This window comes from Vibrio sp. TBV020, assembly GCF_046056895.1.
GTDB lineage: Bacteria > Pseudomonadota > Gammaproteobacteria > Enterobacterales > Vibrionaceae > Vibrio.
This window is the reverse complement of record NZ_JBEEAQ010000001.1, coordinates 984,396-1,010,016: the sequence shown is the minus strand read 5'-3', so window position 1 is coordinate 1,010,016 and position 25,621 is coordinate 984,396. Positions and strand designations below refer to the sequence as shown.

The 25,621-nt window shown below is 45.8% G+C and carries 16 protein-coding genes and 1 riboswitch; of the genes, 5 read left to right on the top strand and 11 right to left on the bottom strand.

Annotated elements, in window-relative coordinates:
- Positions 1-46 precede the first annotated feature (46 nt).
- Together AAFX28_RS04260 and AAFX28_RS04255 are read left to right on the top strand one after the other, a co-directional pair.
- Positions 47-982 carry a DMT family transporter gene (locus AAFX28_RS04260; protein ID WP_408685944.1) on the top strand — a complete coding sequence of 312 codons (936 nt, stop codon included), beginning with the start codon at positions 47-49 and terminating at the stop codon, positions 980-982.
- A gap of 178 nt (positions 983-1,160) precedes the next feature.
- Positions 1,161-1,952, top strand: a complete 792-nt coding sequence (locus AAFX28_RS04255; protein WP_408685942.1) for an oxalate:formate antiporter — start codon at positions 1,161-1,163, stop codon at positions 1,950-1,952.
- Positions 1,953-2,003: 51 nt separating this feature from the next.
- Here the strand turns inward: AAFX28_RS04255 and tenA are convergent, their stop codons facing one another.
- From tenA to thiD, 5 genes are read right to left on the bottom strand one after another with little or no spacing between them, the layout of a single operon-like run.
- On the bottom strand, positions 2,004-2,666 hold the full coding sequence (tenA, locus tag AAFX28_RS04250) for a thiaminase II (protein WP_408685940.1): 663 nt from the start codon (positions 2,664-2,666) through the stop codon (positions 2,004-2,006).
- Entirely contained in the window at positions 2,666-3,616 is a 951-nt protein-coding gene (locus tag AAFX28_RS04245) for an ABC transporter substrate-binding protein (RefSeq protein ID WP_408685938.1), read from the bottom strand. The genes tenA and AAFX28_RS04245 overlap by 1 nt, the downstream gene beginning before the upstream one ends.
- 14 nt (positions 3,617-3,630) lie before the next feature.
- Complete coding sequence (locus AAFX28_RS04240; protein WP_408685936.1) at positions 3,631-4,431, bottom strand: ABC transporter permease; 801 nt, start codon at positions 4,429-4,431, stop codon at positions 3,631-3,633.
- On the bottom strand, positions 4,424-5,176 hold the full coding sequence (locus AAFX28_RS04235; RefSeq protein ID WP_408685934.1) for an ABC transporter ATP-binding protein: 753 nt from the start codon (positions 5,174-5,176) through the stop codon (positions 4,424-4,426). The genes AAFX28_RS04240 and AAFX28_RS04235 overlap by 8 nt, the downstream gene beginning before the upstream one ends.
- On the bottom strand, positions 5,166-5,996 hold the full coding sequence (gene thiD / locus AAFX28_RS04230) for a bifunctional hydroxymethylpyrimidine kinase/phosphomethylpyrimidine kinase (RefSeq protein WP_408685932.1): 831 nt from the start codon (positions 5,994-5,996) through the stop codon (positions 5,166-5,168). Before thiD ends, AAFX28_RS04235 begins: the two co-directional genes overlap by 11 nt.
- Positions 5,997-6,097: 101 nt before the next feature.
- A riboswitch (TPP riboswitch) is annotated at positions 6,098-6,207 on the bottom strand.
- Positions 6,208-6,359: 152 nt separating this feature from the next.
- On the opposite strand from thiD, the gene AAFX28_RS04225 reads away from it, so the two are divergent.
- Positions 6,360-7,250 carry a LysR family transcriptional regulator gene (locus AAFX28_RS04225; protein WP_408685930.1) on the top strand — a complete coding sequence of 297 codons (891 nt, stop codon included), beginning with the start codon at positions 6,360-6,362 and terminating at the stop codon, positions 7,248-7,250.
- Positions 7,251-7,260: 10 nt separating this feature from the next.
- On the opposite strand, the gene AAFX28_RS04220 is transcribed toward AAFX28_RS04225, so the two are convergent.
- Both AAFX28_RS04220 and AAFX28_RS04215 read right to left on the bottom strand, forming a co-directional pair.
- Positions 7,261-17,691: a VCBS domain-containing protein gene (locus AAFX28_RS04220; protein WP_408685928.1), complete on the bottom strand. Its 10,431-nt coding sequence runs from the start codon at positions 17,689-17,691 to the stop codon at positions 7,261-7,263.
- A gap of 191 nt (positions 17,692-17,882) precedes the next feature.
- On the bottom strand, positions 17,883-18,761 hold the full coding sequence (locus AAFX28_RS04215) for a LysR substrate-binding domain-containing protein (RefSeq protein WP_408685926.1): 879 nt from the start codon (positions 18,759-18,761) through the stop codon (positions 17,883-17,885).
- Between the two features lie 113 nt (positions 18,762-18,874).
- Between AAFX28_RS04215 and AAFX28_RS04210 the strand changes: the two genes are divergently transcribed.
- Together AAFX28_RS04210 and AAFX28_RS04205 are read left to right on the top strand one after the other, a co-directional pair.
- Positions 18,875-20,206: a 6-phospho-beta-glucosidase gene (locus AAFX28_RS04210; protein ID WP_408685924.1), complete on the top strand. Its 1,332-nt coding sequence runs from the start codon at positions 18,875-18,877 to the stop codon at positions 20,204-20,206.
- 31 nt (positions 20,207-20,237) lie between these two features.
- Positions 20,238-21,008 carry a carbohydrate deacetylase gene (locus tag AAFX28_RS04205; RefSeq protein WP_408685922.1) on the top strand — a complete coding sequence of 257 codons (771 nt, stop codon included), beginning with the start codon at positions 20,238-20,240 and terminating at the stop codon, positions 21,006-21,008.
- Between the two features lie 74 nt (positions 21,009-21,082).
- On the opposite strand, the gene AAFX28_RS04200 is transcribed toward AAFX28_RS04205, so the two are convergent.
- The 4 genes from AAFX28_RS04200 to AAFX28_RS04185 form a co-directional block, all read right to left on the bottom strand.
- On the bottom strand, positions 21,083-21,241 hold the full coding sequence (locus AAFX28_RS04200) for a hypothetical protein (protein WP_408686836.1): 159 nt from the start codon (positions 21,239-21,241) through the stop codon (positions 21,083-21,085).
- A 382-nt stretch (positions 21,242-21,623) separates the two neighbouring features.
- Positions 21,624-23,516 carry a PhoX family protein gene (locus AAFX28_RS04195; protein ID WP_408685920.1) on the bottom strand — a complete coding sequence of 631 codons (1,893 nt, stop codon included), beginning with the start codon at positions 23,514-23,516 and terminating at the stop codon, positions 21,624-21,626.
- Positions 23,517-23,962: 446 nt separating this feature from the next.
- The gene (locus AAFX28_RS04190) at positions 23,963-24,475 is read right to left on the bottom strand and encodes a YgjV family protein (protein WP_408685918.1); all 513 of its coding nucleotides are present in this window, start codon (positions 24,473-24,475) and stop codon (positions 23,963-23,965) included.
- Between the two features lie 82 nt (positions 24,476-24,557).
- Positions 24,558-25,610, bottom strand: coding sequence for a DctP family TRAP transporter solute-binding subunit (locus AAFX28_RS04185; protein ID WP_408685917.1), 1,053 nt, complete (start codon positions 25,608-25,610; stop codon positions 24,558-24,560).
- Between the last annotated feature and the right edge of the window lie 11 nt (positions 25,611-25,621).

The window sequence follows — 25,621 nt, the reverse complement described above, 5'->3', positions numbered from 1 at the left end:
CTGAGTACACTTTTCTCTATTCGATATTAATGTAGAGAAACAAACCATGCCATCTATCGCGGTTCAAACAACCAGCCAATACCAAACAGGGGTAGTAGCGATCTTATTTGCTTCCTTACTTTGGGGAACAACAGGCACTGCTGCTAGTTTTGCACACCAAGTCAGCCCACTAGCTATTGGCGCTTTTTCTATGGGCATTGGTGGCTTGCTCCAAGCGGTATTGTCTTGGTCTAGCATCCGTCACCATTTCAATCAAATTATGGTGTTTAAGTTGGCGTTAATAATAAGCTGCGCTGCATTAGCCGTGTACCCCCTAGCCTTTTATACCTCTATGAAGCTCTCTGGTGTTGCAGTAGGGACAGTCATTTCAATTGCTAGTGCGCCTTTCTTTACAGTTCTCATTGGGTGTCTTTTTAGCAAAAATAATCGTATATCCATTCAATGGTGGATCAGCTTCGCATTTGGCTCGGTAGGCATCATTATGCTGGTAATGGCGAAATCGAACGGGGCGGTTGAGTCTGACCATTCCTCTTACCTTTTAGGCATCGTGTTGGGATTAATCGCCGGCCTAAGTTATGCCATTTATTCATGGGTTGCCAAGCGGATGATTGATGATGGAATTAAGTCGCAAGCGGCAATAGGCAGCATTTTTGCGGGAGGAGCGCTATTGCTAATACCTAGCTTAACCTTTACTGGAGATAACCTTTTTGCAGACATAACCAACGCCTCCGTTTCAATCTATATGGCAATCATTCCGATGTGCTTAGGCTACCTCGCGTTTGGTTATGGTTTGAGATACGTGGATGTTAGCAGCGCAAACCTTTTGACATTATTCGAACCCGTTGTGGCAGCTGTGTTAGCCGTTTGGATTGTAGGAGAAAAGATTGCTGTTTCTGGATGGGTAGGTATTGGCTTGATTGGTGTATGCCTGATTCTACAAACCTTAGACAAAGATTTAAGCAAACGAAAAGCGGCTGGATAACCTTCCGTTTGAATGAAATAGCTAGTTGGGATAACCAAAGCTCTGATTGATTTTTGCCGCAATAATTATTGTCTAATTTAATCTTGCTTTTTATAAGAAGTTTAGCGATTCTGTAATGCTGCGTAAATTTTACCGCACCAGCAGTTGCGAATCGTCAACCAGACTAATAGGTAAAAAAATGAAATTTCCAAAATCCCTTCCGACTTCTCATCAAGCTGTACTCGAGCATATTGTTGCTGTGTTATCACAAGACCCACGCATTTGTGGCATTGGTTGTAGTGGCTCTTATGCTTCAGATTCTATGGACGAGTATAGTGATTTAGACTTTGTAATTGCTATTGAACCTGAGCATCACTCAGAGGTTATGGCACAACGCTTTGAGATTCTAAATCAGTTTGAAGGTTTGCTTGCTGCTTTCACTGGGGAACATGTTGGTGAGCCAAGACTGATTGTGTCTCTATTTGGTGGTAGTGATCCTGTTCATGTCGACTTTAAATTCGTTTCCCTACCTGACGCAGCAGTAAGAGTTGATGATACTCAGGTACTGTGGCAACGCGAAAACTGTTTAAGTGATGTCTTTGCAAGTAAACAGCCACACTATCCGCAGCCGGACGCTCAGTGGATCGAGGACCGAGTTTGGATTTGGGTACATTACGCCGCAACCAAAATTGCCCGTGGTGAATATTTTGAAACGTTAGAGTTCATTTCTTTCTTGCGAATGACGGCACTTTCACCACTTGCTTTGCAACAAGCAGGCTTAACACCATCAGGCGTGCGTACCATCGAGAAACGCCTACCTGAGTTTGCCAGCAAGCTTGTAAAGACAGTTGCTATACCAGAGAAAATATCTTTAATTGCCGCTCTTGAGCACTGTATCGCCATCTATTTGGAGTTACGAGCTAAAGAGAACGTGACAATTAACGATCAAGCAAAACAAGTCAGTATTGCTTACTTAGAAGCGTTGAAATAGAGAATTAACTCGCTCAGGTTAGCGCCCAATTGAGCGCTAACCTAATTGCAATCAGCTTACATTCAACCCTTGCTGCCAAAAGGCAACTTCCATACGGGTTGCGGTTTTGAACACTTGAATAAGGTTCTGGCCGCGCTGGCTGTTGATATCAATTTCTTCCAGCAGTTGGTTGAAGTGCTCTGCGCCAGAAGCCACACCTGACTGGAACTCCTCACCGCCATACAGCTCAATCCAGCTTTGATATGGGTTGCCCTCTAGCACCGTTTTGTCACGTTCTAGCAGAGCTTTTCCGATCACAGCATAGCCGATTGAACACGGCGCCAATGCTGCATATAACTCCACTAAGTCGCCCGTCATTCCAGCATCAAGCACGTAACGAGTATAGGCAACGGTTCCAAAGTCTTCAGGCTCATTCTCTAGGTCCGACTCTGTTAATCCCCATTGGCCACAGTAAGTGACATGATGAGCGATTTCTGAATCAAGCAGAGCATGAACACTCGGCAATGCTCGACGCATATCGTCCAAGTTTCGAGCCTTATAAATAGCCAGCGCATACGCTCTTGCATACTGCTTCAAAAACAAGAAATCCTGCTTTAGATAGTGAAGAAAGCTTGGTTGAGGCAAAGTGCCCAAAGCCAGTTTCTGCACAAAGTCATGCTGTGTGTATTCGTTCCAATCTGACTCACAAGCAGCAATTAGGTCTTGATACTTCATTAGTTAAACTCCGGTACGTAATCCGCTGCTTTCGGTAGAGTTTGGATCAGCTTTTGTGAATACATAAACTCGGCGTAATCGTCGTAACGTTTTAGATCAACCGCTGATGGACGCAGTGCGAAACGAGTCAGAGTATCGTTCCAAGCACGTTTATTAAGTTCATTATTCAAGGTGTCAGGAGAGTACGCCACAAACTCGTTCCACGACGCTTCTGGGTGGTTAACAATATAGGTTGTTGCTTGCTCTAAAGCCTTGTTGAAAGCCTTAATAGCTTCAGCATCATGTGTTTTTGCATTCGCTACAAATACCAGCTCATCATAGGCCGGAACACCGTGCTCCTCTGGGTAGAATGCTTTTGCTTTGTATCCTTCCAGTTCTAATTGGTTGGTTTCAAAGTTACGTAGACCGCCCCAAATTGCATCCACTTTGCCAGATGCTAATGAAGACGACAGCGCCCAACCAACGTTAATGATGTTCACCTCTGAGAACTTCACGCCCTCTTGGCCTAGCATTGTACCGATGGTCGCTTCTTCGTTACCCGCGATAGCAATACCAATATTCTTACCTTTTAGATCGCCCAAGTTATCGTTTTTGCCGTTATCAAGAACCATCAGCGTATTCAGTGGCGTTGCAATCAGCGTTGCCGAACGAATCAATGGAAGTCCTGCAGCCACATCAATAGTTAAACTTGGCTGATAAGAGATCGCCATATCCGCTTTTCCTGCCGCAACAAGTTTAGGCGGCGTGCTCGGGTCCGCAGGCTCTTGAATATTTACTTCAATGCCCTGCTGTTCAAAATAGCCACGCTCTTTAGCGATCACAATTGGGCCGTGGTTCGGGTTAACAAACCAGTCGAGCATCAGCGTTAGCTCTTTATCTGCGGCAAATGCATTAACTGAAAATAGAGATGTAAGTAGTGCCACTGCACTGAGTGTTTTTGTTGTTTTCACTGAGTATCCTTTCTTTATTGATTTTCCCAAGGAATAAATCTTTTGAGTAATTTATCTGTGATGAAATAGAGCGAGACAGAAAGCAGCGCCAGAATAAATAGCGCAGCAAACATCTCATCGATAATCATGCGAGCATTGGCTTGAAGCATTAGGTAACCCAAGCCAGCACTTGACCCAACCCATTCGCCTACTACGGCGCCAATCGGAGCAATAACGACCGCAACACGTATACCAGATGCCAGTGTTGGTAATGCAGCGGGCAATTGAATATGTTTAAGCAGCTGCCACTTAGTTGCGCCCATGGTTTTAGCGAGATCTAAGTAGCCGGTAGGTGTATTGCGTAAACCGTCATAGCAGCAGGTCGTCACTGGAAAAAAGATGATGATCGCAGCCATCACAACTTTCGATGCAATGCCGTAACCAAGCCAAAGCATGAGCACAGGTGCAATCGCAAACACAGGAATAGCCTGGCTCGCGATCAAGATAGGCAGAAGCCAACGCTTAAGAGGTTTAAACAGCAGCATTTGCAACGCGAAGAACAACCCCATTGATAGACCCAATAGCAACCCAAGTACAATCTCTTGACCTGTCACTAATGTATGCTTCATCAAAACATCAAAGCGTGTAAACAACCGGCTAAGTACTTCCATTGGTGACGGTAAGATAAAACTAGGCATATCGAAAACCATCACCACGGCTTGCCACAAACCCAAAATCATTAGCAGCGATAGTACACCTCGAAAAAGAGAGTGATTGGTTAACGGCTTTATGTTTGAGCTCGGTTTAGTCACATTTAAGTCGGTGAGATTATTCATAGTCCAGCTCCAAGCTCTGTAAAATCGTTTGTTGCAACGCAGCGCATTCACCATCGATAACTCTTGGTGGCAAAGTGGATGGCACTGCTAACGATTGAGCTTTCGCAGGCGAGCCTTGCAATAAGTAAAGCGTGTGCGCGAGTCGAATCGCCTCTTGAGGATCGTGAGTAATCAAAATCACAGTTTTATCTTTAAGCAATGAAGCTGACAGGGTTTGTAACTTATAACGAGTGACCGCATCGAGCGCTGAAAAAGGCTCATCCATTAATACAACGGGTTTGTCTTGCATCAGAGTTCTCGCCAGCGCGACGCGTTGTCTCATCCCACCCGATAGTTGTGAAGGCATCGCCTTTGCATAGCCAGCTAAGCCGACCTGCTCAAGTAACGTTAACGCTCGCTCACGTTCACCCATAGTTTGCTGGGTAGAGAATTTACGGCTTAATAGAACGTTATCCACAACGTTTAGCCAAGGAAGTAACAGATCTTGCTGTGCCATATACGCAATTTGATCATCTAAATCATCGCCACGGCTTAACGAAATCAACCCTCCCACCTCAACCTTATCGTCAAGTAAACCCGCGAGATAGCGAAGTAATGTCGTTTTACCACTACCACTTCGGCCAAGTAAGCACGTCCACTCCCCTTGAGGAATCGACATGTTTAGCCCTGACAATGTCGGTGAATCACTATCAAGATACTTTAAATACGCAGCTCGCAGTTCAATGCCTATCGCATCAGCGCACATTGGTGTGGCCACAAAAGAAGTGGTGCACAGGCCCATGACCCTGGCCGACATCCAATAAGTCAGCATGTGCAATTGCTTGGGATATGTATTGCTTGCCTAGATAGACCGCTTTATGAAGGCAATTGCCTTGAGCAAGGTAAGAAGCAATCGCAGAAGAAAGCGTACAACCTGTACCGTGAGTGTTCTTGGTTTGTACACGTTTAGCGCTCAACAACTCACTGTTATCGGCTGAGATCAGTAGGTCATTGCTGTTTTCGTCTTTCTCTAAATGGCCTCCTTTAAGCAACACTGCTTTAGCACCAAGAGCGCGAAGAGACTCAATCATCGCTCCCATTTGGTCTTCGTCCTGCGGCACATCGCCACCAATTAAAGCAGCACCTTCAGGCAAGTTAGGAGTAATGAGATCAGCAAGAGGCAGCAGCTCTTGCTTTAAAGTTGATATGGCACTTTGTTCAAGTAATAAGTCGCCGCTTGTTGCGACCATGACTGGATCAACAACAAGATGTTTAGGTTGATATTGACGGATTTTATCAGCGACAACTTTGATGATTTGAGAATCCGCCAACATACCAACTTTAACAGCGGCTACGTTGAGATCAGTAAATACAGCATCCAGCTGACTAGAGATATGCTCTAACGGAATTGGGTGAATCGCGCTCACGCCTTGGGTGTTTTGAGATGTGATTGCCGTGATTACCGAGCAAGCATAACTGCCTGTGGCGGACATCGCTTTGATATCCGCTTGAATACCAGCACCACCGCCGCTATCAGAGCCTGCAATGGTTAATACGATTGGAGTTGTGTCTTGTGAATGTGGCATTGTTGCTCCTACTACAAGACGTACAGGAACTCTCGGCCACGACAAGAAAGGATCAGGAAGATATGATCATTTTATCGGATACGAGTGCACTCAACCAATAAGGTGAGATGCGCATAGTTCCCTACGTCAGTGCTAACTGAATCAGGTTCAACGGGTCTCGCTATGCGATCTCAGCCCTTTCCAAATTGGTTAGGCTCCCCGACTATTTCCCGCTGATGATAACAATAAAATTAAAGGAATTGCATCATTTGCTCTGAAAAATCCGTGTTCAATCATTTAAATGGAGACGTGGAGCCTTCTCTTTCTCAATCTTTTGTTATGGTTTAAACTCATCAGGATAAATTTTTCTTATGAGCAACAACTATGTTGAACCCTACCTGGTTAAAAACCTTCGTTACCCTTATCGATACTGGTCATTTTACTAAAACAGCTGACAAGCTTTTTATGACTCAGCCGGGCGTAAGTCAGCATATCAAGAAGTTAGAACAAGCTTGCGGCCATCCACTGATCAGAAGACATAACAAGAGCTTTGAAATTACAGAGGCAGGTAAAACCGTCTATGACTATGCGAGCCAATTAGAAACCCAACAGACACAAATGCTACTGTCATTGAATCAAGATGACCCGTGCACTGGTAGCGTGTCTCTTTCTTGTTCTGGTTCTTTGGCACTCTTGCTCTACCCTCACCTCCTCGATTTACAATGTAAATGCCCGAAACTGATTACTCATTTAGAAGCCGCACCACACCATAAGATACTGGCAGAAGTGATTTCTGGGGATGTTGATTTAGGTATTGTGACTCATGAACCATCCGACCCGCGTATAGAGTCTGAGAAGTTTGGGCAAGAACCTCTTTGCTTGATGTTGCCTAAATCTGTGGCAACAAAGAGCCTAAGTGAAGAGAAGCTAAAACAGATTGGTTTGATCCGCCACCCAGATTCTGAGCACTACTTAACGCTCTATTTTTCACGCTGTGGTGAACCAGAATTGACAGCGATGAACATTCACCAACTACCCATCAAAGGGTACGTGAACCAACTCAACCAGATTCTACTTCCTGTTGCGAAAGGCCATGGGTTTACGATATTGCCGAAGAGTGCATTAGACACTTTTCCTTTAAGAGATGACATTGCAATTTACCAACCAAAGCGAGAAGTGATCGAGACACTTTATTTATTAACTAAGCGTCATCGACAACTTCCTGCACGTTTTGAAACGGTTAAAGAGGTAATTCGAGAGCAACTGAGTAGCTAGACAATCGTATTTAGCTGTCGGTTTGAATGACTTTCAACTGCTCCACCAGCGCAGTAACTATGGCGTCGTCGGTGGCCCCCGTACCTAAGCCTAGTTCACTGTAGCCCATATCATTGATCTTGATATTGGTTTGTCCGCCGTTTTCATCGGTGACTTCTAACAAAGTGTGTGCGTCGTCGTTAGGGTCATTGATATCATCAATCACAGTTGCATCGATATGAGCAAACAGATCATTCATGTTCGGTGCATCTGGCAGTAAGTCTGACAAATCGATGATGTCATCACTGACTGAAAAGTCCGCTAAGGTGTCTTGTGTTGGATTCAACGCTGTGCCTGCATTCTCACTCAGCATGACAAAGGTATCTTCGCCCAGCCCGCCTAATAAGATGTCATCACTTGCGCTGCCAGTTAAGGTATCGTCCCCTTCATGCCCATAGGTTTGAGAGATTGTGATCGCTTGTTCGCTGAATAAGGTACTCAGCAGCTCAGCTTGAGTCATACTCGAAGTATCTTCACTGGTCAGTTCGCTAATTAATACATCTTGTAAAGTAATGGTTTGAACCAAATTTTGATTGTTATCGAACAAGCTAATTTGTGTATCAGTTCCAACCTCATCGATGTTCACTTGCTGCGCTACTGCGACTGATTGCCAAACATCGTTAGCATTGACGAAGCCTGATAGATCAATGATATCTTCACCAGCATCAAAATCTTTCACGTAATCGGTACCTGGCTGCGCCGATGTACCAACCGTAGAGTCACTCCAAGCGAAGCGGTCTGCTTGCCCTGCATCAGAACCGTCATTTGGACCGCCCCACAACCATTCATCAGCGCTGCTTGCTTGTAGCAAGTCATAACCAACACCACCTTGTTGAGCTGCATTACCAATCACAGTAATCGCTATGACTTGCTGCGTAGTTTTTACGCCATCCGACACTTCAACAATAAACTCATCCGTGTCCGTGGCACTAGCGACTAAGTCATTGGTTGAGCCAGGAGTGAGTTGATAGTCCCATTCACCAGTTGTTGGATTAAAGCTCAACGTACCGTACTGACCGACTGAGTTGCTCACCAACTGCCATGTAAGATCGCCAGTGTCAGTTTCGGTGTCTGTCGCAGCAAGCTGCCCAGACGTTTGATTGAGGTAATCTTCTTGAACCTGACCTGTCGCCGAACCGGTAATCACAGGCGCATCATCGGTACCTTGAATGTTCACGGTTAGCACTTGAGTAATCACGCCACCATTCTGGTCATCAATCGTGACCGTAAAGGTATCATTCACCAACTCATCTTTAAGCAGCAGTCCTGCAGCAACATTGAGGGTGTAGTTCCATGCACCAGTTGTACGGTCAATCGTGATTTCACCAAAGCTACTAGTCAGCACTTGCACATCTCCGGTCAAGGCGAAGGTGTGTGTATCACTGGTGTCTTCATCATCTATAACAATGCTACCACTTGCCGATGTAATCGCACTGTCTGCATTGATGGTTTCGGTCAGTGTACTACTTGCGGTAACAACATTCGGTGCGCCATTGGTACCCGTCACTTCAAATTCAACCAGTTGGGTGTCTGTTTCATCCAGCTCATCCATCACTTGAATGGTGTAGTTGAGCATTAGGGTTTCGCCCGCCGCTAAGGATTGAATATCAGCATGAGAATTATTTAGCTCGAAGTCCCACGCACCGGTAGTCTGATTCACCGTTAGCGTGCCTCGAGCATCCGAACTGAACACTGACCAAAAGTGAGGGTCTGAGGTATCTGGATCGCCACTATCAAAGGTGCCAGAAAGAGTTAACAGGGTATCTTCTGTCACTTCCTGAGTCGCTATGGCAACAATATTAGGCGCATCATTGGTACCGTTGATGGTGATAGTGATGTCTACGATATTAGATTCGCCATTTTCACTATCAACCGCTTTGACTTGAATTGTATCTGTAGTGCTTTCTCCCACTGCCAGCGCATTAACCGCAGGAGCAGTATCATCGACAACATAAGTCCATTCACCTTGAGCGTTGACCTGAAGCGTACCTAAGCTACCGTTAGCAACGATGGTGAAAGTGGCACTGTCTCCGATGTCAGCATCGCTTACCACCAACTTACCTGACGCATTACTGCCTGACGCTTCTTGCACAATACCCTGCGTATCTCCCGATAAAATCGGAGCATCATTTGAACCAGTGACAGAAACCGTGACCACTTGGCTGACTTCTGTACCAAGGTCATCTGTAGCGAATACAGTAAAGCTTTCAGTCACCACCTCATTTTCAGCTAGAGCTTGCAGATGCGGCTCATCATTATAAATGGTGTAGCTCCACTCACCGGTCGCATCAATAATAAACAAACCATAGGTACCATTGAGTGACTTAGCACCAAAGGTCACGGTATCACCACTATCGACGTCGCCGCCAATAAGCTGTTTGGTTTGAGTCAATACACCATCTTCACTCAGTGCAGCATTGGCATCACCGCTGATGGTTGGGGTTTCGTTGACACCATTAATGGTAACGACAATGTCTTTCTCAGATTCCAGACCTAAACTGTCGGCCACTTTAACGGTAAAGGTTTCGGTTAATGGCGCTGAATCTCGACCATTAAGTTCAATCAGAACCGCTAAGCTCTCATCTAAGTCATAGGTCCATTGGCCGTTGGCATCTAAGCTAAACAGGCCGTAGTTACCAGATTGGCTAACCGCCGTCCAGATATGGCTGTCATTGGTATCGACATCGCCCGGTTGCAAGTTACCCGAAAGAGTTGAGGTATTGTTGGCATTGGTTGACTCCGCTAAATCGCCGGTAATGTTTGGCGCATCATTGCTACCCTGAACATCCACGGTAAATTCCATCAACTGAGGTTGGCCACTACCATCAACAACGGTTTTACCATGCTCATCGACAACATAAAGCGTAAAGGTATCTTGCACCGTTTCACCGGTTTGCAGTGACTGAACCGCATTACTGCTGTTGTTTAAGGTGTAAACCCAATTACCGCTCGCATCCACACTGATGCTGCCGTATTGACCCGAGCCATCGACTAAGGTCCAGGTTGGGTTGTCGCCTAAGTCTGTTGGTGCCGCTAGAGAACCCGAAGCAGTGTACAGACCGTCATCGCTGCCATCTTGGTCATCAACATCTTCTGTCATGGTGAGCGTTTCAATCACAGGGTCCACAACCAGTACGTCTTCACCCACGCCTGTTACTTGCAAGGTAATGGTTCGTGTATCAGTCGCAAGCTCGCTATCGGTAACCGTCACGATAAAGGTTTCAGTGGCCGTTTCTCCATGAGCAAGATCGTTAACCGCAGCATTATCGGCCAAGACGTACACCCACTCACCGCTGTCTGCATTGAGTGTCAAAGCGCCGTACGTGCCTGATGAAGGGGTAGTTGGATCCAGTGACCATGTGTGCGTGTCGCCATTGTCTGGGTCATCGACACCAAGAACACCGGATGCTTGTGGAGAAACCTCATCGGTCACTTCACCCACTTGTACAGTCACACCTGGCGCCGGTTCCGTCACGAGTGAATCCGTAAAGGTGATGACTGGTTCATCATTAGTGCCAGTAATCTCTACATTCATACGATAATGATCGCCACTAGTGGTATGTATCGTCCACGTTTCCGTAATGCTTTGCCCTTCAGCGAGCCCCTGCACCAAATTGCTGTTGTTAAATAGCTGATAATCCCAGCTGGATGGCGACGTAAAATCAAGTTCACCAAATACTCCACCTGACAATGGGGAAACCTGACTAATGGTGTACGCAGGGTCAATAGATCCAGAGCTTGTCGGTTGTAAGTCTTCAAAGACTGTAGTGTTAATCGTACCTAAATTTGTACCCGGCCCAGTTCCGCCACCAAAGCCGTTTTCATTTTGTCCATGTACATCAATGGTGATCTGGTGCCACTCTGAGACACCACCATCATTGTCGGTTGCAGAGACATAAAAGGTTTCTTGGGCGATATCACCGAGGTTGAGTGCTTGAGTGTCTGGATCGCTATTATTGAGTAGATATACCCACTGGCCATTATTGCCAAGAGTTAGAATACCGTATGTACCAACGCCATAATCGGCGTCACCCGGATCAGTGCCATTTTCAATCGCCCAACTGACAACAGAGCTGTCTTTATCCATATCTGATGAAGTTAACTGGCCACTGGTTGAACTGAAGTCAATCGCACCAAAGTTAGCACCATCTTCAATAACACTGCCTGAGCTGTCACCAGTGATGACAGGCACATCATTAGTCCCTTCAATGTTGATGGTGACGTATTGAGTGATGACGCCACCAAAGTCATCTTCTGCAATCACAGTGAAGACTTCTGAGACTACTTCTTCACGTTTCATTGCATCCAGTGAGTTTGGGTAGGCAGTAAAGCTCCACTCGCCCGCTTGGTTAATATCAAACTGACCAAAATTACCTTGGTAACTATTGGCAATAAAACTTGGTGTGTCGGCATCGTCTATGTCTGACAAGGTCATCACACCCGTGATAGATGGAGCGACTTGGTCTTCGACAAATGTCCCAGCAATATCACCAGACACCGTTGGCAGATCATTAGTACCACGAATGGTGATCACCACATCACGACTGTCGGTTTCACCATAGCTATCGACCACTTCAACCGTGAAGTTTTCTTGCAAGGTTTGATTTGGATTTAGCTCTTGGATCTCGTCGAGTGCATTGTTGAGTGAGTAGACCCAAGCACCGCTAGAGGTCATGGTAAAGCTGCCGTAGTTACCGACTAGATTGCTTGGTGACCATAAGTGAGTATCGTGAGCGTCTGGATCACCATCTTGCAATTGACCACTGAAGCTGGCGGTATCTTCTCGGATGGTTTTCGCTACATCCCCTTTGATACTAGGACCGTCATTGTTGCCTTCGATATCAATGGTGAAATCTTTAATCGACACTTCGCCAAATCGGTCGACAACTTTGATTTGCACCGTATCTTGAAGAAGATCGCCCTCATCAAGTCGATTGACAGCGTTGTTGCCATTATCGAGGGTGTAAATCCAATCGCCATTTGCATCAACAACAAAGTTGCCATAGCTCCCGTTTGAGATAACAGTCCAATCCGCAGAGTCGCCAACATCAGGATCGCCCGAACCAAAGGTGCCACTGATGGTATTTGGCACATCATCTTCAACAATCGTCGGCGTATCACCAAGTACAATATCAGGTGTAGTGTTAACACCCGCTACCGAAATATCAACCGTGATGGTTTCTGTTGCGCCGTTAATGTCCGTAACTTCGACTTCGAAAGAATCCACCTCTGTCGTGCCTGGTGGGATAGATTTGGTACTCCAACGGGTACTGTCGAGTTGATACAGCCATTGGCCGTTATCATCGACGGTTAGTATGCCATATAGGCCACTCGCCTCACCGTTAATATCTTCACCAACCACCTTCCAGCTATGCGCATCGTTGGTATCAATATCAATGGCTAACAACTTGCCTGTTGCGCTACTTTTCGCTGGCGTATCTTCAATCACGCTGCCAGTCGTGCCACCAGTGATGCTTGGTGTGTCATTACTGCCTTCAATCGTGATGGTGATGGTTTCAGTGTCGGATGCATTGTTCCAAGATTTGTTGTCATTGGTGTCGTCAGTAACTGTGACCAAGAAGGTTTCAGTCAATGTTTCACCTGGCAGCAAGGCTTGAACCGCCGAGTGACCATTGGTTAAGGTGTAAGTCCATTCACCGTTAGCGTCGATTTGCATCGAACCATATTGGCCTTGATTGGTTTGCAGTGACCAAACATGGTCATCCAACCCATCAACATCATTGTGATTAAGTTGACCTGAAGTGGTTACTGGCAGCACATCATCTTCGGTCACCGTGCCCACTAGCACACCATCAATTTCTGGTGCATCGTTGCGACCTTTCACCGTGACAACCACTTGCTGGGTGTCTACTTGGTTATGCTTATCAACCACTTGAACCATAAAGTACTCTTTGACGCTTTGATTGAGCGAGAGTGCCTGGGTATTGGCCGCTTGCGTAGCATTGGTGTCTAAGGTGTAAGTCCACACCCCGTTTTGATCGAGAGTCAGTGAACCAAATTGTCCATTGGGGTCGCCAACAATCGACCAAGTGTGTACTTCATTCACATCAGGGTCGCCAGTGTTTAAAGTACCACTTCGAACGCCACTACCATCGTCTTCCCAGATAGTTCGAGTTGAACGACCTGAAATATCCGGCGCATCATTTTGGCCGAGAATGTCGATATCAATTTCGAAGCTATCCGTGCCACCTTTACCGTCATTGACGATAGCTGTGAACGTTTGTTCTTCGTAGAGCTCGCCGTGTTCAAACGACTGAGTCAAACTAGGATCGAGTGTGTATTCCCACTCACCGTTTTGGTTAATAGTGATGCTGCCGTAGCTGCCTTGACCATTACCTTGAATTGACCAAGTGTGAGTATCCATCAAATCACTATCTTCAACGCTCAGTGAACCATCCGCTACCAGCATTAAATCCTCTACGGTGTTGCCGCTGTCGTCACCGCTGATCACAGGGTCATCGTTGGTCCCTTCAATAGTAATGACGATATTTTGTTGCGATGTTCCACCGAGTCCATCATCCACTTCAACCACAAAGGTCTCTTGTACTTCCTGACCTTCAGCCAATGGTTGTGCGGCATTATTATCAAGGGTGTAAGTCCATTCACCCGTTTGTTCACCGATTGATATTGAACCGTAGGTCGAATCCGTTTCTCCGACTAGAGCCCAAGTGTGCGTTGCCCCATTATCGACATCGACTGGGGTAAGCGTACCTGTGGTTTGTAGAGTCGTTTCCTCTTTCACCTCACCCGTAAGATCTCCCAGCATAGTAGGAATATCATTGGTGCCGACAATGGTGACGGTCACGGTATGCTCTGTCCCATCGAGTGATTCTAAGGTAAAGGTTTCAACCTTAGTTTCACCCTCTGCTAAGTATTGAACATCAGCATTATCAACCGTGTAAGTCCAATCGCCATCTTGGGTAATGTCTAAGCTACCTAGAGCGCCGGCACTGGTTATGCCTGTGGCAACAACGAAAAGCTCTTCGTCTTCACCATCGACATCAGAAATACGCAGGGAGCCAGTATCAATAAGCTGTGGAGTAGATTCATCTTCGGTTACCGTGCCAACATCGTCACCTGAGATCACCGCAGCATCATTGACGCCAGTAATGGTCACCGTAATGGTGTGCTCGGTACCATCGAGCGATTCTACGGTGAAGGTTTCAACTTTGGTTTCACCCTCGCCTAGGTATTGCACGTCAGCGTTATCAACTTGGTAATCCCAATTACCTGCTGCATCGATGGTCAATGAACCCAATGCGCTCGCAGAGGCAACCACGCTGCTTGGTTTAAATTCGGCTTCGCCGCTATCAGCATCTGAAATGGTTAAGGTGCCTGAGTCAGTTAAGAGTGGAGTATCAGCATCTTCAGTTACTGCACCCACATCATCACCGGCAATTTCGGCGCTGTCGTTGACGCCAATAATGGTCACGCTAATGGTGTGCTGCGTGCCATCAAGTGATTCAACAGTGAAAGTCTCGTCTTTGGTTTCACCTTCTGCCAAATATTGCACATTGGCATTATCGACTTGGTAGTCCCAGTTACCTGAAGCATCTATGGTGAGTGAGCCCAATGCGCCCGCAGAGGCGACCACGCTACTTGGTTTAAATTCCGCTTCGCCAGCATCAGCGTCCGAAATGGTTAGAGTGCCGGAGTCAATCAGGAGAGGATTACTGTCATCTTCCGTTACTTCGCCGGAATCAACGCCAGCAATTACTGCGCTGTCGTTGACACCAGTAATGGTCACGGTAATGGTGTGCTCAGTGCCGTCGAGAGATTCAACGGAAAAGGTTTCTACTTTGGTTTCGCCCTCAGCCAAATATTGCACTGAATCATTGGCAACGACGTAATTCCAATTACCCGCTTCATCGATGGTCAATGACCCTAGCGCCCCAGCTGATGCCACCACGCTGGTCGGTTTAAATTCTGCTTCGCCTGTATCGGCATCTGAAATGGTTAAGGTGCCAGAATCGGTCAGAAGTGGTGTACTTTCATCTTCGGTTACTGCACCAACATCATCACCAGCAATTTCTGCACTGTCGTTGACGCCAGTAATAGTCACGGTAATGGTATGCTCTGTGCCATCAAGGGATTCAACGGTAAAAGTTTCAACTTTGGTTTCGCCCTCGCCGAGGTATTGCACATCGGCGTTATCGACTTGGTAATCCCAGTTGCCCGCCGCATTGATGGTCAGTGCCCCTAGAGCACCTGCTGATGCAACCACACTGCTTGGTTTAAATTGGGCTTCGCCTGTATCGGCATCTGAAATGGTTAGCGTGCCTGAATCGGTCAGCAGTGGCGTGTCATCGTCTTCGGTGACAGCCCCAACATCATCACCGGCAATTTCTGCACCGTCGTTGACGCCAATAATGGTGACGGTCACGGTATGCTCTGTGCCGTCAAGTGATTCTACTGTAAAGGTTTCAACCTTAGTTTCGCCCTCTGCTAAGTACTGAACATCAGCATTATCAACCGTGTAGGTCCAATCGCCATCTTGAGTAATATCTAATCTACCTAGAGCGCCTGTACTGGTGATTCCTGTGGCAGCAACGAAAAGTTCTTCAGCTTCGCCATCCACGTCAGAAATGCGGAGTGAGCCAGTATCAATAAGCTGTGGGGTGGACTCATCTTCAGTTACCGTGCCGACATCATCACCCGTAATTACCGCTGCGTCATTGGTTCCGATGATTTGAATGGTAATCGGATGTGATGTGCCATCGATTGACTCGACTGTGTAAACTTGGGTGATGGTTTCCCCTTCGCCCAAATATTGTATTGAGCTGTTATCCAACTCGAAATTCCATTGACCATTTTGATCAATAGTCAGTGTACCAATCGCATCTTCCGGAGCAGTCAAAGACTCCGGTACAAACAGCTCTTCGTCTGCACCGTCCACATCACTGATGGTTAATGTGCCAGATTCCGTTAAAAGCGGTGTAGATTCATCTTCTTTAACACTGCCGGTATCTTGGCCTGCAATCACCGCCGCATCGTTCACACCAATAATGGTAACCGTCACGGTGTGCTCCGTGCCATCAGCCGAACTGACGGTAAATAACTCTTGTTTGGTTTCCCCTTCCCCTAAATATTGAACATCCGCGTTGTTTACTCTGTATTGCCATAGGCCGGTTTCATCAATATCAAGCTGACCAAGAACACCCGTTGAAGGCACGACACTGTTGATATCAAACACTTCTTCTTGCGCACCATCGACATCACTGATTGTTAGCTGACCTGAATCTGTCAGCTCTGCACCTTGAGAATCTTCGATAACCTGACCAAAATCGACGCCAGCAATAACTGCGGCATCGTTCACGCCTGTAACCGTTATCGTCACAGTCTGCAGTTGGCTATCTAGGCCACCATCATCAGTAACGGAATAGAGGAAAGATACTTGGGTGGTCTCACCTTCTGGTAAAAAATCAAAATCGGTTCCGGTCTCAAACACGAACGAACCGTCAGTGTTTACCGTGACATTGCCCAGTTCGGGGCTTGCCAATAATTGATAAGACACGATCGTGCCATCAACATCTTCACCGTCTGGTAAGCGCCCTTCTAGAGTTTGGTTTTCGATGACAGAACCTTCACTGTCAAAGGCAATCGGCGCATCATTGATGGGAGTAAGGAGGATCTGAACTGACCCAGGTTGAACACTATTAAATAAGCCCGCGCCATCATCGACCGTATATTCCAATAGACCAGCAATCTCTCCAGCATTGTCCACTTCGTCAGGGGCTTCAAATTGGAGTGAAGTGAGCTGTTCAATCGTCAGCTCTTGACTTAGTACGATTGGCGTTCCATCTTCCAATGTCACGCGCCCTAGGGATGGTAGCCCTGTAATAGTTATGATTAAGGCTTCATCGTCTAAATCAAAGGGGAGCGTAATAGAAAGTGCGTTAGAGCCCGATTCTTCGGCATAAGTACGAGACTCAATTGCAGCGAATGGCGCAAGGTTACGAGTCTGAAAACTTGGATCATCAAACAGGGAAGGCGTGTCCAGTTCACTTTCTTCACGTGCTGCTGCGGTCTCAAACAGCGTAGAAGCAATTTTCTCAGTTCCGTCACGTTCAATCCCCTCCTGCGCAGTCAGACTCGCTCCTTCATTCGCCCCCGCTGCGGTAGCAAAGTCATCAATCGAAGTTGGGTCCACACCTTGTTCCAATAAACGAGTAATTTCGTCGATATCTGAATCGTTAGGTGGAGTTTGCTCCAGATCAGTCGCGATATTTGCACCAAGTTCAGGGAATTGTTCAAATAGTTCCGATGCTGGTACGGCGATCTCTCCAGGCTGTGGGAACTCGCCTGCTAAAAGCACTCTAGCGTTGCCATCCTTGCCAATCGCAATTTGTGCCCCTTTGGGTAGGTTTATTGATTGCGCCATAACCAACTCCTTTATCGTCTTATCTGAACACTTGCCACAAACGACTGCTTAGTGGATCAAGGTGTGGACATTAGATATGGCAAATAGCGGGCCAATAAAAAGAGTAGGAAAAACGCTGAAATAACAGATAGATGCTAATTACAAAGCAGAGCACCAAGAAGGATTCTCAAAAAGAGAATCAAATTAGAAAATCATTCGAGTTCGGATTTTAGCCAAGTCAAGAAGGCCTGAAATTTCGGTCGATTTTGCATTCCATGCGGACAAACGACATCATAACCTTTACCTGAATCAATAGCCGGGAAGGGCGCGACAAGCTGGCCACTCTCTAGGTATTGTCGATCAAATTCCATTCGTCCCAAAGTCACTCCCATTGACTGTAATGCAATAACAGTGGTGTGCTCGTAGCTGAACAAATCACTTTTTAACGTGCAATCGATATTCAAGTTCATTGCTTTCAGCCAACGTTCCCAAGCGGTATAGCCCCCACTATGAATAAAGTTAACTTTGGCTAAGTTGTCTGGTTTATCAAACAGTTGATGCTGCTTAGCATACTCTGGAGTGCAAACTGGTACGCGGCGCCCTACGAATAAACGCTCACTAAAGTGGTCTGGGTACGCACCTTCACTGTAAAAAATACCCACATCAATCGGATCAAACTGAAAATCAATCTGATGCTGTTTGGTCAGTAGTTTAAGACTCAAGTTTGGGTAGAGTTCACGGAAGCGTTTTAGACGAGGAATAAGCCAAGCGGATGCAAAAGATGACGATGTTCCAATATAAAGTTCACCACTCAATTCATCATTTTGAATATCCGACAGTTCAGAAAAAATTAGCTCAAACGAGGTGTTGAGCATGGATAAAACCCGAGCCCCTTCCGGCGTTAATTCTAGTTTTCTGGTCTTACGAATAAACAGATTAAACTGGAGCTGCTGTTCCAATTTACGTATGCGATGACTGACAGCACTTTGAGTCAAAAATAGCTCTTGCGCTGCCACAGTAAAACTCAGGTGCTTTGCCGCCACACTAAACGTATGTAAGTGAGCCAGTAATTGCTGTTTATTGTCGAACATAATCTCATGCATGAATCTGAGTAATCTATTAAGTCAATATACTCGTTTGTCAGTGATTAATAAAACCTCTTAAATGAACTCAGTTAATTTGATGGTGGTAAGAGGAAAGCATCATGGCAGACAAAAAAACACTCAAAGTAGCGGTTATTGGCGGTGGTTCTAGCTATACACCAGAGCTGATTGAAGGGCTTCTCGAACGCAGTCATGAGCTCCCAATTCGAGAAATCTGGTTAGTCGATATCGAAGAGGGGATGCATAAAACAGAGATCATTGGTGATCTCGCGCGTCGTATGATCAGAAAGGCAGGAAGCGAGATAAAAGTTCAGGTAACTGTAGATCGTAAGGCAGCCCTAGAGGGTGCAGATTTTGTATGTTCTCAGTTTCGAGCTGGCGGTATTCAAGCTCGCCTTCGTGATGAACGTATCGCGATTAAGTACGGCATGATTGGCCAAGAAACTAACGGCTTAGGTGGTTTTTCTAATGCTTGCCGTACGATTCCTATCGCCCTAGAAATTGCGAAAGAGATGGAAACGCTATGTCCAAACGCATGGCTACTTAACTTCACTAACCCATCAGGAATGGTGACAGAAGCCCTGCTCAAGCACTCAACTATTCGCACCGTTGGTCTATGTAATATTCCGGTCAATATGGAACGAGACATTACCACCATGCTAAACGCCAAGCGAAATGAGGTGACGTTGCAGATAGCGGGCCTCAATCATTTAGTTTGGGCGAGAAAAGTGCTGCACCAAGGAGAAGATAAACTCGACCAAATCATTGATATGTTGAACGACGGCAATATGGCAATGACGCCGAAAAACATTAAACCATTCAAGTGGGATGAAGACCTACTAGGTAATATGGGAATGATTCCTTGTGCATATCTTCACTACTACTACCAATCTAAAGATATCTTCAGCGAAGAGTTTGAAGAAGCGAAAAGTGCCAATAACCGAGCCGCTCAAGTTGCTCGTATTGAAGAAGAAGTGTTAGCTATTTACAGCGATCCAACGCTCGAAACTAAACCAAAGATTCTGGAACAGCGCGGAGGCGCTTACTACTCAGAGGCCGCCTGTGAACTGATGAGTGCCATCTACAATAACAAGCGCACCATCATGCACGTTAACACTCGTAATAACGGCGCTATTGCAGGGCTGCCGGATGACTGTGCCGTCGAAGTCAGCTCCGTCATTACCAGTAGTGAGATTCTCCCTCTCAACGTTGCGCCATTCCCGACAGATACACTGCGCCTTATTCAGCTAATGAAAGAATTTGAAGCGTTGACAGTTAAAGCGGCGATGGAAGGCGACTTAAATGCAGCGCATCGTGCTCTCATTCTCAACCCGATAGTGGATAGTGGCTCACATTTAAATGAGGCATTAAAAGAGACAATTAGAGAAAACATCGAATTCATGCCTCAGTTTGCTCACGCATTGAACCGATAGTCTTTCGAGCTACTCACCTCTTGGAGAAACCATGAAACTAATAGTTAATGCCGATGATTTCGGACTATCAGAGAGCGTCAATAATGGCATTGTTGAGTGCTTTAAAGCAGGCATAGTCACATCAACCACCATCATGATGAACCAAGAAGGAGTTCATCACGCGATAGACTTGTACAAACAGGGTTTGGTGCCTGAAATCGGCTTGCATTTTACCGTAACGAGCGGCAAGCCATTATCTCCACCAGCACAAGTACCCACTCTGATTAACGAGCACGGATATTTCTTAGATAAAAATACAATGCTTAGTCATCACGTCAATCCAGATGAGGTTTATCAAGAGCTGCTTGTGCAATATAACGCGGCGTTGAATGCGGGGCTTGATATTAACCATATTGATACCCATCACTTTGCAGGGGTGTTTGCTCCGCTTAAAGCAGCTTTCGTTCGCTTTTCCAATGATTGTGGTATTCCTGTCCGCCGCGTCGATACCTGTGTTCGCGGTCAAGGGACGCTACAAGTCCCGACAACAGATGCGTTCGACCTCTCCTTCTTTGATGAAGGTGCTACCGAGGCTAACTTTAAGCAGCAAGTGCTGAAATACAAAGAAGCGTACCCCGATGGTTTAATCGAGTTTATGTGCCACCCAAGTGCCGATAAGAATATTGAAGCGCTTCGTGCAGTGACTGGCTATGTAGAAAAACGCGCCGCCGAGCGTGAGATTTTAACCTCTCCTGAGTTAAAGTCTTGGCTTACCCAAAATGGGGTCGAGTCTGTTGGGTTTAATGCTTTGAGCTCTATGTAGAAAAAGAACTCGTAGATTATAAAACCAAAAAAGGAGCCATTGTGGGCTCCTTTTTCTCTTTGTTTTTATCGTAGTTATGCTTCTAGAACATCTTCACCAGACATTTCAGAGATAAGTAATAGATCGGCTTCATCAAGCTTCATACCTAATACTGGTAAACCGTGTTGAGCAACCCAGCAGCCTAAAAATACGAAAGCACCTAGTGCGAATAAACCTAGTGGTAACATAGCCAAACCTCCTCCATGGTTATCAGACAAAGTATCGATAACTAGAAGATGCGACTATTTAAAGAGGGGAAAAGCAAAAGGCCTTTGAAAATACTTAATTCTTATACGTTTTTGATGGCACTCTTAGCGGGTTGGACGCTAAGCCCTGTGTCTCTCTGCGTTCAGTTTGTTCGTATTCACTCTGGGAGTTTACTCAGTCTCTACACCTTAAAGTTATGTGGGATACCTATTCAATATAGTTATACCGTACATATGAAGCAACTATATTTAGTGCTTAATTGTCTAAAGATCACAAATTTTATGCCTTTGAGCGCATAATTATCCCATAACGGCCTGTAGAACTAAAAAAATGGGGCACAAGGCCCCATCCATACCATAGTAAAAATAGCTACGCCCCGATAACGCCACCATCTTCACGGGTAATCGCCATAATGGTAGAGCGCGGTTTGCTGTTTCCACCCGCAGGGAAGTGAGACGGCGCACCCTTCTCACCAGGGTGTTGAACACCAACAAACATGGTCTTGTTGTCCGCTGAGAAAGTTAAGCCCGTAATTTCACACGCAACTGGACCAGTTAAGAATCGGCGAACCTCACCTGTCATTGGGTCACCACAAAGCATTTGGTTGTTACCTTGGCCAGCAAAGTCACCTTTATTCGAATAGTTACCATCGGTCTGAATCCACAAGCGACCCGCAGAGTCAAAGCCAATACCATCAGGGCTGTTGAACATGTTGTCTTTATTGATGTTCTCGCTACCTGCATATAGGCTGCCTTGATGAACTTCAGGGTTACCTGCGATTAGGTAGAGATCCCAATTAAAACCATCGCTAGTATGATCATCGTTTTGTGGTACCCAACGAACAATCTGACCGTAATGATTTTCTTTGCGTGGGTTTGGACCACCCACCGGCTGGCCTTCTTTAACACCACGATTTTTATTGTTAGTCAACGTACAGAAGACATGTTTGTTGTTAGGGTGTACGGCTACCCATTCAGGGCGGTCCATCGTCGTAGCACCCACTTGAGTAGCGGCGCGACGAGCAAAAATCATCACTTCCGCTTGGTCTTTAAAGCCATTATCTTTAGTTAGCCCGTTCTTACCATGAGTAAGCTCTAGCCACTCCCCTTTGCCTTTTAACTCTTCGCCATCGAACTCAAACTTAGCCACATACAAGGTACCTTCTTCTAACAAGTCGCGATTCGCTTTGTCGTTGCCCGGCTGGTACTTGTTCTTAGAAATAAACTTGTACAGGTGCTCACCACGCTCATCATCCCCCAAGTACACGACGATATGACCATCATTGTTGATCAGCAAAGCGGCGTTTTCATGCTTGAAACGGCCAAGTGCAGTACGTTTAAGCGGTGTTGAGGTCGGGTCATTTGGATCAATTTCTACCACCCAACCAAAACGGTGTGGTTCGTTGGGGTGTTTTGCTACATCAAAACGCTCATCTGTGTCATGCCATTGATATTTACTTTTCGCTGCTTTGACACCATAGCGCTTATGATCATCCGAAACCTCAGCACTACCACTGGTACCAAAATAACCATTAAAGTTCTCTTCACAGGTAAGGTATGTTCCCCAAGGGGTTTGACCGTTAGCACAGTTGTTAAATGTGCCTAATGGCTTCATCCCTTGTGGGTCAAGCTTGGTCTTCATCAAGTCGTGACCCGCAGCAGGGCCGGTAAGCTTCATTTCTGTATTGGCGGTAATTCGACGGTTTAGCTTGCCGTTAATGTCGACTTTCCACTGGCCGCCTGAACGAACAACTTCAAACACCGTCACACCATGCGCTGCTTGCGCTTTCAAAACGTCATCAGCTGTCATCGCTTTACCACCATGATCAAACAGAAGATCATAGTTGGTGTATTCATTGTTAACAGCGATAACCGCACGATCTTCACTGATCGGGAACAAACTCATGCCATCGGTGTTGTCACCAAATTGGCGCAATTGAGCTTGTGAGTTTTGCTTACCGCTTGGGTCAAATTTAGGAGCGTCAGGGAAAATAGGATCTCCCCAAGAAAGCAATGGCGTCGCTTTATAACCTTTAGGGACAATAAATGCATCAGCAGTTGAAGCTGGCACCGCCTCAAAATTCAGTAATGTACTTTCACCTGTGGCAGCGAAGGCTTTCGCAATTGGGTTAAGCGATAGAAAGGCACCAGCACTGACGGCAGCGGTTCCCGCTAAAAATCGACGACGAGATAATCGTGCATCGATCATTTGGCTAAATTCTGAATCTTGATTGTCACTATTCTTATCTGAAACTGAGCACATTGCTAACTCCTTGCTTGAGTATTTTTATAAAAATGCGTGCAAATCGTAGAATCAAAAAATGACAGATTGGTTAACTTACTGTTTCAGAAAGATTAATTATCAAAGACACTAATGTTTTAGTTACATGTCAGGCTTATTAAACTGCGCCATGGTTCACTTTTCATGCATAAGGAATGGCATTCACTCAAAAAAATGTGATCAAAAGCCTAGATCTTTGCCAATTTGATGGCTACATTGTTTCTTGTTCATGAGGAACTTGATTCACATAAGCTCAAGAAAGAGCAATTTTCTATAAACGTGAGGGATTATCATGAAGAAAATGAGAAAAGCACAATTGCATCGCGTACGCATTCAGTACTGGAAAGAGTCGAACAAAGACGCAAGCAAAACTTCATAATGTGCAAAACAACCGTACTAAGCTGGCTTAATCGCCAGCTTTTGTGTTTCTAGGACTTAATAATTTTCGATTGCTCGGCTTGGTGATCTCGGTAAATACGCATTGCGGTTACTAAGTTCAACACAATCAAACAGCTCTCCAGTAGCGCTCCGCCGATCGAACCTACCGCAATATTATGGGTCAACCATAAGCTCGCCCCAACAACTAAACCCAGTCTTAATTGAATACCCCAAAAATTGAACACAGAATACGTTCCTATCGCTGTGCCTAAAATTGCCAGCAGTTGCCAATGAGATTGCCATGACAACAAGCCAATACCAGCGAGACAACCAATCACCACCCAACTTAGCCACTTTCTCGGGTAGAGTATCGACAAACCAGTACGAATAAATGACAGTACAACCGCACCAGCAGCAGCCATACTTCCTAGTAGGACAAAGTGAACCGCATGAACGCCATAAAAAGCCAGCATCATCAAACGCAGCTTGCGGTCATCTTTTTGGCAAAAACAAATCAAACCTAAAATAAAACTTACGCCACCTACCCATTGCGCAATATCCATAACACCTCTTTGAATCGTTACAATCTCTTACCTAAAACGAAAAAAGCCCCAACACTTGTTGGGGCAACTGGCTGGAGAGAGCCTATTTCAAATACGTAGATTGGTTTGCTTTGTCCACTTCTTCTAGGAACAGGTTCAGTAGCTCTGTCCCTTTTTCACCGTGAGTCTCTTTCACGTATGCAATGACACCAGGCTGAGTCGCTTGACGCATTGAGTCACGTTGCTCAGCTGTCAAAGAGTTCACCTTCATGCGCTTTTTCAGACCGTCTAGGCCACGGTCGCTCGATGCTTCAATCAGACGAGATAGACCACGGTTCGCGCTAAGAGCAATCTCAACCGCATCGGAAACGATCTTCTTCTCTTCTTCCGTCAGACCATCATAGAAATCCTTGTTAACCATAAACGTGTACGGTGCAAACAGGTGATTTGTTAGCGTTAGGTATTGTTGTACTTCGTTGAACTTAGCAAATGATACCGTTGGTACAGGGTTCATTTGACCATCGATAACACCCGTTTGTAGCGATGAGTACACCTCACCCCATGACAGCGGATACGCTTCTGCGCCTAGAGATTGAATGATTTTCTGGTGCGTTGGCAACGTCATCGTACGAATACGCAGACCTTTAAAATCATCTAGCTCTTCAATCGCTCGCTTAGAGTTCGTTACTGAGAAGAAGCCGCCTGTATCTGGGAAACCAAGAATCTTGACATCTTTCAGCTCTGACTCAATATCCGTCGCCAGCGCTTTACCAAATTGACCATCCAGAACTTCATACGTAGATGCGTTGTTATCAAACGCGAATGGAACATCTAGAACACCAATACGTGGGTAGTAACCAGCAAGAGGACCAACAGGTGATAGCGTACCTTGTAGCTGACCATCACGTACCATTTGGATGTGCTCTTTTGCCGTACCTAGTTGGTTACTTGGGAAAACTTGAACTTTGATTTCACCATTAGTAGCCGTTTCAACGATGTTTTTGAAAACGCCAGTAAACGCATGCGCTGGGTTTTCCATAATGTCAGCTTTGTTGTCATGACCAATACGAAGAACTTTTTCTGCCATAGCAAAAGGTGCGGATAATAGACTGGTTGCCAGTGCAGTAGCGATCAATGATTTCGTTAGCTTTTTCATAATAACTCCAT

Bases quoted from the DNA above. Each gene is read 5' to 3' on its own strand.
- AAFX28_RS04260 (WP_408685944.1), top strand. From the start codon at position 47: ATGCCATCTATCGCGGTTCAAACAACCAGCCAATACCAAACAGGGGTA.
- AAFX28_RS04255 (WP_408685942.1), top strand. From the start codon at position 1,161: ATGAAATTTCCAAAATCCCTTCCGACTTCTCATCAAGCTGTACTCGAG.
- tenA (WP_408685940.1), bottom strand. From the start codon at position 2,666: ATGAAGTATCAAGACCTAATTGCTGCTTGTGAGTCAGATTGGAACGAA.
- AAFX28_RS04240 (WP_408685936.1), bottom strand. From the start codon at position 4,431: ATGAATAATCTCACCGACTTAAATGTGACTAAACCGAGCTCAAACATA.
- AAFX28_RS04235 (WP_408685934.1), bottom strand. From the start codon at position 5,176: ATGTGCGCTGATGCGATAGGCATTGAACTGCGAGCTGCGTATTTAAAG.
- thiD (WP_408685932.1), bottom strand. From the start codon at position 5,996: ATGCCACATTCACAAGACACAACTCCAATCGTATTAACCATTGCAGGC.
- AAFX28_RS04225 (WP_408685930.1), top strand. From the start codon at position 6,360: ATGTTGAACCCTACCTGGTTAAAAACCTTCGTTACCCTTATCGATACT.
- AAFX28_RS04220 (WP_408685928.1), bottom strand. From the start codon at position 17,691: ATGGCGCAATCAATAAACCTACCCAAAGGGGCACAAATTGCGATTGGC.
- AAFX28_RS04215 (WP_408685926.1), bottom strand. From the start codon at position 18,761: ATGTTCGACAATAAACAGCAATTACTGGCTCACTTACATACGTTTAGT.
- AAFX28_RS04210 (WP_408685924.1), top strand. From the start codon at position 18,875: ATGGCAGACAAAAAAACACTCAAAGTAGCGGTTATTGGCGGTGGTTCT.
- AAFX28_RS04205 (WP_408685922.1), top strand. From the start codon at position 20,238: ATGAAACTAATAGTTAATGCCGATGATTTCGGACTATCAGAGAGCGTC.
- AAFX28_RS04195 (WP_408685920.1), bottom strand. From the start codon at position 23,516: ATGTGCTCAGTTTCAGATAAGAATAGTGACAATCAAGATTCAGAATTT.
- AAFX28_RS04190 (WP_408685918.1), bottom strand. From the start codon at position 24,475: ATGGATATTGCGCAATGGGTAGGTGGCGTAAGTTTTATTTTAGGTTTG.
- AAFX28_RS04185 (WP_408685917.1), bottom strand. From the start codon at position 25,610: ATGAAAAAGCTAACGAAATCATTGATCGCTACTGCACTGGCAACCAGT.